Below are 14,681 nucleotides of genomic sequence, written 5' to 3' on the forward strand. Positions count from 1 at the left end.
GAGGCTGTAAAGCTTCTCTCAGTTCTTTTTTTATTGCGATTAGGATGTTAGTCAACGATTGATCTAAAATGGCTTTAAACAATCTTTTCTCATACACCTTGGGACTGATTTTTCATGATAGGTATAGCTTAATCTAAAAACTACTGTTAAACTCACAGTTATAGAGTGAGTTTTAGTAAAGGAGCTACCACATGAAAAGAAGCCAAAGAATGAACAACTCGCCTGAGAGACATTCACATTACCGTAATGAACCTCATTACAATACGTATTATCAACCTGTAGGAAAACCACCTAAAAAGAAAAAAAGTAAACGTATATTTTTAAGAATATTTATTATATTTATCATCATATTTGCATTGTTTATTGGGTTAATGTATTTTTTATCTTCGAGAGCAAATGTTGATGACCTTAAAACAATTGAAAACAAAAGTAATTATGTTTCTTCAGACAATATGCCGGATTATGTAAAAGGTGCTTTTATTTCGATGGAGGATGAACGTTATTATAAACACCATGGATTTGACGTCAAAGGAACAACACGAGCATTATTCTCAACCATAGGTGATAGAGACGTTCAAGGTGGAAGTACAATTACACAACAAACTGTGAAGAATTATTATTACGACAATGAGCGTTCCTTTACTCGGAAATTAAAGGAATTGTTTGTAGCACATAAAGTAGAACAACAATATAGTAAAAATGAAATATTGAGTTTCTACTTAAATAACATTTATTATGGTAGTGATCAATATACAATTGAGGGTGCTGCGAACTATTATTTTGGAACAACAGTAGATAAGAATAATAGCAATATGCCTCAAATCACTGTCTTACAAAGTGCGATATTAGCAAGTAAAGTCAATGCACCGAGTGTTTATGATATAAGTGATATGTCTGACAATTTTAAAAATAGAATTAAAACCAATCTCGAAAAGATGAAACAGCAGGCGTATATTTCAGATAGTCAATATCAAGAAGCGTTAAGTCAATTAAATAACTATTGATTGTACATCTTGAAAAAATAAATTGTATATTTGTGTAAGTCCTCATAAAGGAGCCATTTTAATAATAGCCTTTATGAGGTTTTTTTATGGGTAAAACATTTTGTGTAATGCGTTAAGTGATATAAAATAATGTGTGTTAGATAAATCAAGATAGTTTGATTTTTAATATAAATCAAAGTAAAGGTGGTGGAGGAATTGCCTAAAATTACTAAAATAGAAGTACAGAAGAACAATAAAGAGCGATTTAACTTATTCTTGGACGGCGCTTTTGAAATGGGAATCGATATTAATACACTTGTAAAATTTAATTTAAAAAAAGGGCAAATGGTTGAGCCATCAGATATGGAGAAGATTCAGAAGTATGAGCATTACCGTTTAGGTATTAATATGGCTATACAATACTTATCTTATAAAAAGAGAACTGAAAAAGAAGTGCGACAACATTTACAAAAAAACGAGATTAGTGCATCCGCGATTCAACAAGTTATAGATTATTGTTATAAAGAGGCATATATTAATCATGAAGATTATGCTGAAAGCTTAAAAAATACAATGATACATACTACTGATAAAGGTCCTGAAATTTACAAACAAAAATTATATCAAGTTGGAATTGAACCTAAGATTATCAATACATATGTTCAAATTTATGAAGAAGAACAACCATTTGAAGCGGTTATAAATGTTGCAAATAAAATTATGAGAACGAAGAAAGGTCCTGAAATTAAAGTACGTCAAAAAGTACTTCAAAGCTTAATTCAAAAAGGCTATTCTATGGATATCGCACAACAAGCAATATCTGAATTAGATTTTGAACAAGATGAAGCTTTGTTGGAGGATCTGTTACAAAAAGATCTTGAAAAAATTTATACAAAGCAACAACGTAAATATGATGGACAACAATTAGTAATGAAAACGATAGAGTCGCTTATGAGAAAAGGCTATAAATATGATAAAATTAAAGCAAAATTAGAAGAAAGTGGTATTTCAGATGAATGATAAAAAGCTAAGTGAAATGTCTGAACAGGAATTAAGACATGAAATACAGATATATAAAGAAAAGATGCGTAAAGCTGAAATGAACGGCATAATGAATGAATATGATGTTTATCAAAGTAAGGTCATTATTGCAGAAAGTTACTTAGTTGATCGTACCAAAGTTGTACTTGGTAGAATGTATAAACTTAATGATGGAAGCGAGCAATACTTTAAAGTTGAACGATTAAAAGGTGTGTTTGCATGGGGCTATAGAATTAATAGTAAGCCCCCTGAAGAAGGATTGCCACTCGCTTTATTAAAAATTTAGAAGGAAGTAACACGAATGGGAAGTTCAATAATCTTAAAAATGCTCAATGTCACGCATTATTATAGAAGTAAAAAAAACAGAAAGTGGTATCTACCATTTGGCTATGCCGCTGAAGACATAGAATTAAACAATATATCGCTACATATATACCAAGGGGAAGCATTAGCTATCATTGGTGAACCAGGATCTTCAAAAACTTTAATAGGTAGAATTATGGCTGGTGACATTAAGCCAGATAGAGGTAAGATTAATCAATCGGTTTCTACGTATTATGGTGACATAAAAGATAAACATTTAATACATATGACTGTAAGACAGTATGTAACTGAAGTTCAACGATTATTTTCTTATGAAACAACCTCTCATAATGTTGATCAAATCATTAAGTTCGCACATTTAGATGATAAATCTTCGGTTCATATTAATGCACTTAGCCATTCAGATTTTGCACAGTTAATTTTGAGTATTGCACGCGTATGTCGAAAGGATTTAATCATTTTAAATCATATCATCGAACATCTTGATGAAGCCTTTTTAGAAAAAGCAAAAAAATTATCAAAAGACTATATTAGTGAAAATAAGTCATTAGTATTTATAGATAATGACTTGGCAAAAGTTGAAAAAGTAAGTAACTATGTTGCTTGGATTTCACATGGACAAGTACGTATGGAAGGCTCACTAAACCAAGTTTTGCCTGTATTTAAAGAGCACGAGCAAGATAGAATGAGCATAGCAAATGATGAAGAACAACTTAATTTTGATTTAGATTGGAAAGAAAGTCGTAGTAGACTTCCAGAAATGAGCTATAATTTCAAAAGAGTTGAACGATATAGACATGCGAAAGCACCTGATTTTGTTGTAAGATTTTGGACGATTTTAATTACGAGTTTAATTTGCTTATTCATTGTAGGCGCATTAGTGATTAATAATGTAGGACGTTTTGACGTTCCAATTATTGAAGCGCAAAAGAAAGTAGAGAATAAAGACCCATTTGATGAAAAGCTTGCATATGGCATTGTGTTAGAGGATTCAATTACTTTAAAAGGGGATTCTAATATCAACGTCCCTAAATATACGTTTTTAACAATCACAGGTGAAAACTCAAAAAGTTATCGCGTCAGTAGTGATGATAAAGATTATGTGGTAGCAAAACATAAATTAGAATATTTTAACCCGGCGGCACTATATGAGTCACATTCTTTCAAAGCGCTATCTCCATATATGAAATCAAATTACAGTAATTATGTAGATTATTTTAATAGCCACTTACATAAGAAACACGATCAAGTTAAAAAGACATTGGTTCCAGATAAAGATTCGAGATATGTTGTTGAAGTAACACAACAACCAATCGATATGTTATTTAATGATCAAAATAAATTAACTGGATTTGTTTTTCCGATAGTCAATAAAGATGAGCTCAAAGATAAATATCGTATTACACAGGATTTATGGATTGTTAAGTCGGGGGATGGATATTTAATCGCAGACATGAAAAATAGCAAGTGGATATACATTGAATTGTAGGTGTAAAAATGATAGATAACTTTTTATTATATATTAAACGCTTTCCATCACTAATTGAGTTTACAAAACAACGCATCATAGATACTTGGAAATGGTTTGCTATGCTATTAATTGCCCAATTAGTTGTAATAGTGATTGCACTAATGACATTATCTTTTATAGGGATTGAGGATATTAGCAAAGCAAGGTGGCTATATCGACTCATTACTATGATGACATTTATTACTCTATTAGCAACGATATTTAAATCTTTTAAAGCGTACAGCCAAGATTATTTAATAACGAAATCATTCCAAGCAACACCATTGGTTACAGCCATTGCAAATGCACTTCTTGGAAGTTTTATTTGTTGTATATTGACATTGATTGTCGTACTGTTTAAGCCAGTGAATTTCGATGAGTCATTGATTGCATTTATCGTATTTTTTATCATGATGGTTTTATTTATTGTATTTATATCCGTTACTCTAGGATTATTAGATATTATATACAAGAATATGACAAAGTTATATTTTTTAATTGGAATTATTTGCTTTTTCATTATACCTGTCATATTTATTCCATCTGCAAATGAGAATTTAATGATTCAAATTCTAAAATTGAATCCACTATTTTATTTAATTGACGGTATTGCGACTTCTGCAATATATGGTGTAGTAAATTTGTACAACATTACTTACCATATCTATTTTGTTATTATTTTGGTAATTATAGGTACGGTTAATTTTATGTTAATGAGATATGTTGCACACTCAAAATATAAATATTCATCTCATACAATAGCTACAAAAAATAAATAAAAGAGTGAACCAGAATCATAGATAAGATTATGACTCTGGTTCACTCTTTTTAAAAGTTTATTTAGAATATAATTTCTTTTGTAATTTTTCTTCTGTGAAAACCCATCCGATGTATGAATGATCAATATTGTTGTCATTATCGACATGTGCAATCGCTGCAAAGCTATAATGGCCTTTATTTAAATAACGTAAATCAACCAGACGAACTTCTGTAGTATCATCGTCTAGCTTTCGAGTTTGCCAACGATAAATAGACGAAAAGTTTAAAAATGTTCTAATATCCTTATTACCTTTGATTTGCCACAATAACGTATCTGGTGAAAACGGTTGTCGCTTAACTTTATCACTAAAAACAACATTTCTACCAAATGATCGACCTACATAATCATGTTCTTCCGTTTGAATCGCAACACGCCATTCCATAAATTTCATAGTTGGTGCTACAAAAATTTTAACAGGATTGTGTTGTTCTTTAATTTGACTTAATGCTTGTTTCTTAATAATACTTTGCATTTTGAAACGAACAATGTAATAAATGATGAGTACACCTATAATTGGAAAGAACACTGCAAATGGATGAACACCTAGAAGCCAAATCACAATACCTAAACAAAGTATGATAAAAATGATTGGATCAAAGGTATTAATAACACTTAGTTGAATCCATTTGTTTGTTAGTGGGCGTAGTGCTTGGGTACCATATGAATTAAATATATCTACAAAGACATGTAAAAATACTGCTAACTGTGCCCATAACCATATGTGCGTAGTATCTACGCCTGGAAAGATTACGTAAATCAAAAATGTAATCAATATCGGCCATAAAATTGTAAATGGTATAGAATGAGTGATACCACGATGATGTGAAATATATGTGGCGTTATTTTTTAATTTTAAAACGGTGTCGCCATCTGGAATTAATGACCCTGCAATTAAGGTTGTGGCTGTGGCTGCCATAGTATTTGCCATAGCTGGGTCTTGACTTGCTAAAGCAGTTAATCCAACACCGATTGCAATGTGCGTGGCTGTATCCATAACGTTCACTCTTTTCATGTTAATTTAATATATATTATAATCTAAAAATTGGAATAACGAAATTAAGAAACATATTAAAATACTGTTCATTTAATATAAAGTGCTCTTAGTGAAGTAAATAAAGCATATTGAAAGGAAATAATTATGATAAACGATTCTACTTTTAAAAGGAATTTAATACAATGGTTTAATAAGAATCAGAGAGAAATGCCATGGCGTGAAACTTCGAATCCATACTATATCTGGTTAAGTGAAGTAATGCTTCAACAAACACAGGTTAAAACAGTTGTGGATTATTATCACAGATTTATTCAACGTTTTCCAACAATAGAGGACTTAAGTCAGGCAGATGAAGAAGAAGTTCTTAAATATTGGGAAGGATTGGGCTATTATAGTCGCGCACGTAACTTTCATACTGCTGTGAAAGAAGTAGCATCAGAATATCATGGTGTCGTTCCTTCTACACCAGAACAATTTGGGAAATTAAAAGGGGTAGGTCCTTATACTCAAGCAGCAGTTCTAAGCATCGCGTTTAATCAGCCATTAGCAACCGTTGATGGCAATGTCTTTAGAGTATGGTCTAGATTGAATAATGATTCAAGAGATATAAAGTTGCAAAGCACGAGAAAAAGTTATGAACAAGAATTACAGCCTTATGTGCATCAAGAGGCGGGTACATTTAACCAAGCAATGATGGAATTAGGTGCGTTAGTTTGTACACCTAAGAAACCGCTATGTTTATTTTGTCCAGTTCAAGAGAACTGTCGTGCTTTTAAAGAAGGCACTGTATTAGAATTACCAGTAAAAACGAAGAACACTAAGAAAAAAACTATTCAACAAGCGGTATTCTTAGTTAGAAATGCCAAAGGTCAATATTTAATGACGCAACGTCAAGAAAGATTGTTAAATGGCATGTGGCAATTTCCAATGTTTGAAACACCCAATGCTTTAGAACAATTACAAGAAAAATTAGGATTGTCTTTATCGATAGCTGAGGATATTGTATTTAAGCTTAAACACCAATTCACACATATGACTTGGGATATTAGTGTCTATAGTACCATTGAGACCGTGTCACTGTCAGAATCATTTATGGAAGATAACCATCTGGAATGGATGGATTTAAATCAGCGACAAGCATATACGTTACCAGTATCTATGGATAAGATATACCAATACATTAACGGCTAAGACATTCTAATTTGTGATTAACTTAAGTGGAAATAACAACGCATCTGTAAAGACTTATTTAAAAATATGATATAATCTAAAGTGCGAAAATTACTAAAAGGGTGGTGTGGAGTATGGTAAAAGAATCCATACCTAAAGAAGGCGAAAATATAAAAATTCAAAGTTACAAACACGACGGTAACATCCATAGAGTATGGTCTGAAACAACAATCTTAAAAGGCACAGACCATGTGATTATTGGCGGGAATGATCACACTTTAGTTACTGAAAGTGACGGACGTACATGGATTACAAGAGAACCAGCTATCGTGTATTTTCATTCAGAATATTGGTTTAATGTCATTTGTATGTTTAGAGAGGATGGCATTTATTACTACTGTAATCTATCATCGCCTTTCGTTTGTGACGAAGAAGCTTTGAAATATATTGATTATGATTTAGATATTAAGGTATATCCTAATGGAAAATATCATTTATTAGATGAAGATGAGTATGAACAGCACATGAATCAGATGAATTATCCACATGATATAGATGTTATTTTACGCCGTAATGTAGATATTTTACAACAGTGGATCGAACAGAAAAAAGGACCATTCGCTCCAGATTTTATAAAAGTTTGGAAAGAGCGATATAAAAAAATCCGTAATTATTAAGCATAAAAGATGTAATTGTTACATATTTGTTTTATAGTACTTGAGTGATAATAACAAGAGGTTGAATTTACTTTGATGATACAAACGTATTGTTTTGAATCAAAGTTTCAACCTCTATTAATTTTTAAAAAATATAATTGTGATCATCATAGGGGGGAGTAGTATGATACGACGCTATTTAGAATTTGTTAAACCATACAAATATCGAATAATAGCTACGATAATTATTGGGATTATCAAATTCGGCATTCCTATGTTAATTCCTCTACTTATCAAATATGCAATTGATGGCGTTATTAATAATAGTGCACTTTCAACGAATGAAAAGTTTCAACATTTAAGTGTAGCTATCGGCATAGCGTTATTTATTTTCTTAATTGTCAGACCACCAATAGAATATCTACGACAATATCTTGCACAATGGACGAGTAACAAAATTCTATATGATATTAGAAAACGTCTATATGATCATTTGCAAGCGCTAAGTGCAAGATTTTATGCAAATAATCAAGTTGGACAAGTTATATCGAGAGTTATTAATGATGTTGAGCAAACGAAAGACTTTATATTAACTGGTTTAATGAACATTTGGCTAGATTGCATAACAATCATCATTGCACTATCTATTATGTTCTTCCTAGACGTGAAGTTAACTTTCGCGGCGATCATTATTTTCCCATTCTATATTCTCACTGTCTATTTCTTCTTTGGACGCTTAAGAAAATTGACACGTAAACGTTCGCAAGCATTAGCTGAAGTACAAGGATTTCTACATGAACGTGTACAAGGGATGTCAGTAATTAAAAGCTTTGCAATTGAGGATAATGAAGCTAAAAATTTCGACCATAAAAATAAACATTTCTTAAACCGTGCATTTCAACATACGTCATGGAATGCATACTCATTTGCGGCGATTAATACAGTTACAGATTTAGGACCTATAATTGTTATTGGCTTTGGGTCATATCTAGCAATCAATGGTTCAATTACTGTTGGTACACTTGCAGCTTTTGTTGGCTATTTAGAACAATTATTTGGACCGTTAAGAAGACTAGTTGCTTCATTTACAACATTAACTCAAAGTTTTGCGTCAATGGATAGGGTATTTCAGTTAATGGATGAAGATTATGATATAAAAAATGGTATTGGTGCTCAGCCTATTGAAATTAAACAAGGTCATATAGAATTGAAAAACGTTAGTTTCAAATATAATGAAAATGAATCAACAATATTAAAAAATATCAATCTCAATATAAACAAAGGAGATACCGTAGCTTTTGTTGGTATGAGTGGTGGTGGTAAATCAACTTTAATTAACTTGATACCACGCTTCTACGATGTAACTGAAGGTGAAATACGAATCGATGATCACAATGTTAAAGACTTTTTAACCGGTAGTTTAAGAAATCAAATTGGTTTAGTACAGCAAGATAATATTCTTTTTTCAGACACAGTTAGAGAAAATATATTATTAGGACGCCCAGATGCTACTGAAGAAGAAATAATTGAAGCGGCTAAAATGGCCAATGCACATGATTTTATTATGAATCTTCATGACGGCTACGATACTGAAGTAGGGGAACGTGGCGTTAAACTATCTGGTGGACAGAAACAACGTCTTTCAATTGCAAGAATCTTTTTAAATAATCCGCCTATATTAATATTAGATGAAGCTACATCAGCTTTAGATTTAGAGAGTGAAGCGATTATTCAAGAAGCGTTAGATGTGCTTAGTAAAGATAGAACAACACTTATTGTTGCACATAGACTCTCAACGATTACACATGCGGATAAGATAATTGTAATGCAAAACGGTCAAATCGTTGAAACAGGCACACATCAGGAATTAATAGATAAAAAAGGTGCTTATGAGCATCTCTATAGTATACAAAATTTATAATAATAATAAATAAGCGTTCACTGAACTTTATCGATTCAGTGAACGCTTATTATTATAAGTCAAAATCTTCATCTGCTATATCTATTTCAGTATCATTTCGATGATACGTGAAGAAACTTAATCTTAAACGATCTAAATGTTCTAGATAATAACGATATTCTTCAATTGTGGCAATAATTTGCATAATATTAGAATAAGAATAGTCGACTTGGTAAGGATTTTGAATTAATTGTTGTTGAAAAGCATCCATTAGGTCTTTCTTTTGAGGATTCATGATTTGATTATCAAAATGTTCTACATTATATCGCGCCTTTTTCGACAAACTCTTTAGAATTTGTTCATGATACGCTGTTAAAGAATCTAATTCTAATTTGATTTGAAAAATCAAATTGTAATTTAAGTTATGAAGATCATTCTGATATCTAGCCATTCGATTAAGCACTTCATATGCTTGTCTGGTTGTACCTACAACTTCTTTAAATAAAATTTTCTTTCTATTTTGTTGGAAGGCTGCTTTTCTAGTTAGTGCTTTCTCTTCATTGTAATAATTAAAAATCTGTTCAAGTTTTGAAATACGTGATTCAATTTGTTCTCCATCTTCTTTTATCTGATGATAGTCAGAAGCGTCATTTAATACAAGCTTAAACCAAATAAATATATCAGAAGCAATATTTACCGAGTTGTGATATATCTTGGTTTCAAATTTAGGTGGTAAAAATATTAAGTTAACTACAGAAGCACTTACGACACCAATCATTACTAGAATAAATCTAAAAGCGGCTGTTACATAGAATGATCCGGTATGTTGCCCCATTATAATGAGGGCAGTGACACCTGCAAGTGTAGCAACATGAGCTAAATTTATTTTATATAAAATAGCAATTAATAAAATAACAGTGACGCCCATAATCACAATATTTTTACCGAAAATGGTTACCATGATGACTGCTAATAAAGCACCAATGACATTACCTGTAGCCTGTTCTGAAATCGTTTTGATGGAACGATATATATTAGGTTGCATAGCAACAATCGCACTAATGCCCGCTACAGATTTTAATCCGACATTATCAGGTAAGAAAGAAGCTATAAACAAAGCGAGAATAATTGCAATACCAGTCTTTAGTATACGAGCTCCTAGCCTCAACTATAACGCTCCTTTAAATATAATTTTGATAATAATATTTTAAACTAGTATACACTTGAAGACTGAAATGATACAAGTTTTTGTTTCTAATAAAAAAACTACAATAAAACTGTTCTTCACATTTGAACAGCTTTATTGTAGGCCATCAGTTGATTATTTCATTTGACTAAATGCATAATCAGCAGCTTTTAATGTCTCATCAATATCTTCTTCAGTGTGTTCTGTAGTTAAGAACCACGCCTCAAATTTAGAAGGTGCTAAATTAATACCTTGATTTAGCATTAATTTAAAGAATTTAGCAAATGCTTCGCCATCTGAATTTTCAACTTGTTCATAGTGCGTAATCGTTTCATTAGTAAAATAAAGCGTCAATGAACCGTATACACGATTTATAGTAGCGGTGATATGATGTTTCTCTATCAATTTTAATAAGCCATCTTCAAGTCTTTTGCCTAATTTGTCTAATCTTTCATAAACGCCTTCTTGCTCTAATACTTCCAATAATGCAATACCAGCTCTCATAGAAAGTGGGTTGCCGGCCATTGTACCTGCTTGGTATGCAGGACCTAAAGGTGCAACATGTTCCATAATATCTTGTCGACCACCATAGCCTCCAATTGGAAGTCCGCCGCCAATGATTTTTCCGAAAGCTGTTAGATCAGGATATACATTTAATAAGTCTTGTGCAGCACCATAATGGAAACGGAATGCTGTAATAACCTCGTCATAAATCACCAATGCACCATAATCATGTGTGATTTTATTTACTTCTTCTAAAAAACCAGGTTGTGGTTCTACCATGCCAAAGTTACCAACAATAGGTTCTACTAATACTGCTGCAACTTCATTTCCCCAGTGTTTCATAGCTTCTTTATATGATTCAATATCATTAAATGGAACTGTAATCACTTCTTTTGCAACACTTTCGGGAACACCCGCTGAGTCAGGTGAGCCTAATTGTGATGGGCCACTTCCTGCAGCAACTAACACTAAGTCTGAGTGACCATGATAAGAGCCCGCAAACTTAATAATTTTATCTCTCTTTGTATAAGCACGTGCAACACGTATTGTTGTCATTACTGCTTCAGTACCAGAGTTAACGAATCGTATTTTTTCAAGTGATGGGATTGCTTCACGTAATTTTTTACTGAATTCAATCTCTAACTCTGTTGGGGTACCATACAATACACCTTTAGCTGCTTGATCTTGAATGGCTTTTGTAATGTGAGGGTGCGCATGACCAGTAATAATTGGGCCATAAGCTTGTAAATAATCAATAAATTTATTGCCATCTACATCATATAAGTATGCGCCATGACCTTCGCGCATAACTACAGGTGCACCTCCACCTACCGCTTTATATGAACGTGATGGTGAATTAACGCCACCTAAAATATATTCATTTGATAATTGTTGCAGACGTTCACTCTCAGTGAATTTCATCTTATTTCAACCTCTCTTATTTTAATATTATTCATTACTATCGTATCATATAATTAATACGATTAAGAAATAGGTGATAGGATGTTTAAAAAAGGTGACAAATTTCCAGAATTCAAATTAGAGAATCAAAATGGAGAATGTATTACAAACGAAACAATAAAAGGAAGCAAAACAATTTTATATTTTTATCCACGTGATAATACGCCAACTTGTACGACTGAAGCATGTGATTTTAGAGATAATTTAGATAGATTTAATGAATTAGATGTTCAAGTTTATGGTGTTAGTGCAGATACTAAGAAAAAACATCAAAACTTTATTGCTAAACATAATCTTAATTTCGACTTATTAGTAGATGAAGATTATGTATTATCTGAAAAAGTTGGTGTTTACCAATTGAAAAAGTCATTCGGTAAAGAATCCATGGGAATTGTACGAACAACTTTTATAATAGATGAAGAAGGAATCATCATTGATGTGATTGAAAAAGTTAAAGTTAAAACACAAATGGAAGAATTAAATCGAATTTTGGGGTGAAAACATGAAAATAGTTAGTTTAAAGCGACTTGGAGAAATAGAATCAGTACTTAAAAGTGACTATCCAGAATTAGAATTTTACTTTTTCAAAAAAGCCGAAGACATACCTAAAACATTAAAGGAAGAATTGAATATATTGATTGGTTATGATGGTGGGGTAGATGCAAACTTCATTAATGAGTGCCCAAATTTAAAATGGATTTCTTGGTATGCAACAGGCGTAAATAGTTTACCCTTAGAAACAATTAAGAAAAGAAACATTATTTTAACCAATAGTAGAGGTGTGCAAGCAAAACAAGTTTCAGAGTTTGTTCTTGCATTCATACTTGATGACTATAAGAAAATGCGTACATCATACATTAATCAAATCAATAAAGTATACGACTCTAGACTAACTGGCAAGCGATTGAGCGGAGAACGTGTTTTAATATTAGGGACAGGATCATTAGCTCAACAGACCGTTAAATTACTTAAGCCATTTAATATGACTATAGTTGGAATTAGTAGGTCAGGTAAATCCAAAGAAGGATTTGACTGTATTTATAAAATAGAAGAACTTGAAAAGCATCTAAATAAAGCTGATATCATTATTAACACCTTACCTGAAACTAATGAAACGTATCATTTATTATTAGAGAAACATTTTGAGCTTATGAATGATGAATGTTTATTTATTAATGTAGGTAGGGGAACTGTTGTAAATGAAAAAACACTCATAAAGGCTTTATCACAGAATCAAATTCGACATGCTTATATTGATGTATTTGAAAATGAACCATTGAAACCAGACAATGCGCTATACAAGTTAGATAATGTAACGCTAACTGCGCATATCAGTGGTAACGATAAAAACATTAAACGAGATGCAACGAAACTTTTTAAGAAGAATTTAGACTATTTTCTCAATAAGAATGATGTAATTGAGAATAAAGTCGATTTATATCATGGTTATTAAAGGAAAAGGTTCGTACTTATTGACATTATACTTTCTAAACAGTTATATTAATATCAAGTAATAATTATTATTAATTAGAAAGTGGTGAAAACAATGAGTGCAGAAGTAGAATCCATTGATCATGAACTAGAAGAATCAATTGCAGCCCTTAGAAGAGCTGGTGTTAGAATTACACCACAACGTCAAGCTATCATTCGTTATCTTATTGCATCTCATTCACATCCGACGGCGGATGAAATTTATCAAGCACTTTCACCTGATTTTCCAAATATTAGTGTTGCGACAATATATAATAATTTAAGAGTGTTTAAAAGTATTGGCATAGTTAAAGAATTAACATATGGAGATGCATCAAGTCGATTTGATTTTAATACTCATAATCATTATCACGTTATCTGTGAGAAATGTGGCAAGATAGTAGATTTCCACTATCCACAACTTGATGAAGTTGAACAACTTGCTCAACACATTACAGAGTTCGACGTAACACATCACCGTATGGAAATATATGGTATCTGTAAAGAATGCAAAGATAAAGAAGAATAATAAGTAGAAGTTTAAATGGAGTAGGTCAGTAAGAATTAAACCCGTTGTCTACTCTTAGTATAGATGACTAGGAGTATAAAAGTTTTATATAAGCACTTTTCAAAATAGTTATCTACTACCTAAATGATAAAGAGGCTGGAACATTTTATTATGTCCCAGCCTCTTTCCTATATTGATCTTAATATGTAGTAGCAATTTCAAAGTAGCGACTTTAATATATAGTAAATATAATGAAATATTGGCATTATAGTTGAATATTCGAAATGAAATTAACAATAAAATGCATAAATTATACCCTTAATTCAAAACAATACATTAGATGTGAAAAATTAGTCATTATTCTTATGAAGAAATGATTGACGTTCATTTCTAAACTTGATATTATATAAAAGTCGTCAAAAACGAATGTAAACTTTCTTTTCCGGCAAATTAATATCATTAATTTAATGTTAAGAAAGTGTAATTTTGACTATTGAAAAACTTAGCAAGACATTATAAGATATTATTTGTTGAAATAATCAATTAAGTTTTGAACAGAAAAATTTAAAAATAAATTTTAAAAAGTTCTTGACATTAGATATTGATTGTTGGTATAATTAATAAATGTAATTGCTTTAAATGAACATTGAAAACT

14 protein-coding genes are annotated in these 14,681 nt (G+C 31.5%); 11 read left to right on the forward strand and 3 right to left on the reverse strand.

Going from position 1 to position 14,681, the window contains the following annotated elements:
- The first annotated feature begins 191 nt into the window (after positions 1-191).
- The 5 genes from sgtB (at position 192) to JVV30_RS11505 (ending at position 4,637) form a co-directional block, all read left to right on the forward strand.
- Positions 192-1,004 (forward strand): monofunctional peptidoglycan glycosyltransferase SgtB, encoded by an 813-nt coding sequence (sgtB, locus tag JVV30_RS11485; RefSeq protein ID WP_070854228.1) that lies wholly within the window; start codon positions 192-194, stop codon positions 1,002-1,004.
- Between the two features lie 195 nt (positions 1,005-1,199).
- Positions 1,200-2,003 carry a recombination regulator RecX gene (gene recX, locus JVV30_RS11490; protein WP_070854226.1) on the forward strand — a complete coding sequence of 268 codons (804 nt, stop codon included), beginning with the start codon at positions 1,200-1,202 and terminating at the stop codon, positions 2,001-2,003.
- Positions 1,996-2,310 carry a YfhH family protein gene (locus JVV30_RS11495; protein ID WP_070854224.1) on the forward strand — a complete coding sequence of 105 codons (315 nt, stop codon included), beginning with the start codon at positions 1,996-1,998 and terminating at the stop codon, positions 2,308-2,310. Before recX ends, JVV30_RS11495 begins: the two co-directional genes overlap by 8 nt.
- A gap of 15 nt (positions 2,311-2,325) precedes the next feature.
- Entirely contained in the window at positions 2,326-3,837 is a 1,512-nt protein-coding gene (locus JVV30_RS11500) for an ATP-binding cassette domain-containing protein (RefSeq protein ID WP_070854223.1), read from the forward strand.
- Positions 3,838-3,845: 8 nt separating this feature from the next.
- A complete protein-coding gene (locus JVV30_RS11505) occupies positions 3,846-4,637 on the forward strand; it encodes a teichoic acid transporter (RefSeq protein ID WP_070854221.1) in 792 nt (263 codons plus the stop codon).
- A gap of 57 nt (positions 4,638-4,694) precedes the next feature.
- On the opposite strand, the gene JVV30_RS11510 is transcribed toward JVV30_RS11505, so the two are convergent.
- Positions 4,695-5,672 carry a metal-dependent hydrolase gene (locus JVV30_RS11510; protein ID WP_053030356.1) on the reverse strand — a complete coding sequence of 326 codons (978 nt, stop codon included), beginning with the start codon at positions 5,670-5,672 and terminating at the stop codon, positions 4,695-4,697.
- 144 nt (positions 5,673-5,816) lie between these two features.
- Here JVV30_RS11510 and mutY point away from each other — a divergent pair, with 144 nt between their 5' ends.
- From mutY to JVV30_RS11525, 3 genes are all read left to right on the forward strand, one after another.
- Entirely contained in the window at positions 5,817-6,863 is a 1,047-nt protein-coding gene (mutY, locus tag JVV30_RS11515) for an A/G-specific adenine glycosylase (protein ID WP_070854218.1), read from the forward strand.
- Positions 6,864-6,976: 113 nt separating this feature from the next.
- Positions 6,977-7,519, forward strand: coding sequence for a nucleoside tri-diphosphate phosphatase (gene ntdP / locus JVV30_RS11520; RefSeq protein ID WP_053030354.1), 543 nt, complete (start codon positions 6,977-6,979; stop codon positions 7,517-7,519).
- A gap of 163 nt (positions 7,520-7,682) precedes the next feature.
- Positions 7,683-9,419, forward strand: a complete 1,737-nt coding sequence (locus JVV30_RS11525) for an ABC transporter ATP-binding protein (protein WP_070854216.1) — start codon at positions 7,683-7,685, stop codon at positions 9,417-9,419.
- 52 nt (positions 9,420-9,471) lie between these two features.
- Here the strand turns inward: JVV30_RS11525 and JVV30_RS11530 are convergent, their stop codons facing one another.
- Together JVV30_RS11530 and JVV30_RS11535 are read right to left on the reverse strand one after the other, a co-directional pair.
- The gene (locus tag JVV30_RS11530; protein ID WP_053030352.1) at positions 9,472-10,566 is read right to left on the reverse strand and encodes an FUSC family protein; all 1,095 of its coding nucleotides are present in this window, start codon (positions 10,564-10,566) and stop codon (positions 9,472-9,474) included.
- A gap of 153 nt (positions 10,567-10,719) precedes the next feature.
- Positions 10,720-12,009: a glutamate-1-semialdehyde 2,1-aminomutase gene (locus tag JVV30_RS11535; RefSeq protein WP_053030351.1), complete on the reverse strand. Its 1,290-nt coding sequence runs from the start codon at positions 12,007-12,009 to the stop codon at positions 10,720-10,722.
- Between the two features lie 81 nt (positions 12,010-12,090).
- On the opposite strand from JVV30_RS11535, the gene bcp reads away from it, so the two are divergent.
- From bcp to perR, 3 genes are all read left to right on the forward strand, one after another.
- Positions 12,091-12,546 carry a thioredoxin-dependent thiol peroxidase gene (bcp, locus tag JVV30_RS11540; protein ID WP_053030350.1) on the forward strand — a complete coding sequence of 152 codons (456 nt, stop codon included), beginning with the start codon at positions 12,091-12,093 and terminating at the stop codon, positions 12,544-12,546.
- Between the two features lie 4 nt (positions 12,547-12,550).
- Positions 12,551-13,501, forward strand: a complete 951-nt coding sequence (locus JVV30_RS11545) for an NAD(P)-dependent oxidoreductase (RefSeq protein WP_070854215.1) — start codon at positions 12,551-12,553, stop codon at positions 13,499-13,501.
- Between the two features lie 93 nt (positions 13,502-13,594).
- Positions 13,595-14,047 carry a peroxide-responsive transcriptional repressor PerR gene (gene perR, locus JVV30_RS11550; RefSeq protein WP_053030348.1) on the forward strand — a complete coding sequence of 151 codons (453 nt, stop codon included), beginning with the start codon at positions 13,595-13,597 and terminating at the stop codon, positions 14,045-14,047.
- The last annotated feature ends 634 nt before the right edge of the window (positions 14,048-14,681 follow it).

This window comes from Staphylococcus sp. GDY8P47P, from assembly GCF_016892225.1.
GTDB lineage: Bacteria > Bacillota > Bacilli > Staphylococcales > Staphylococcaceae > Staphylococcus > Staphylococcus borealis.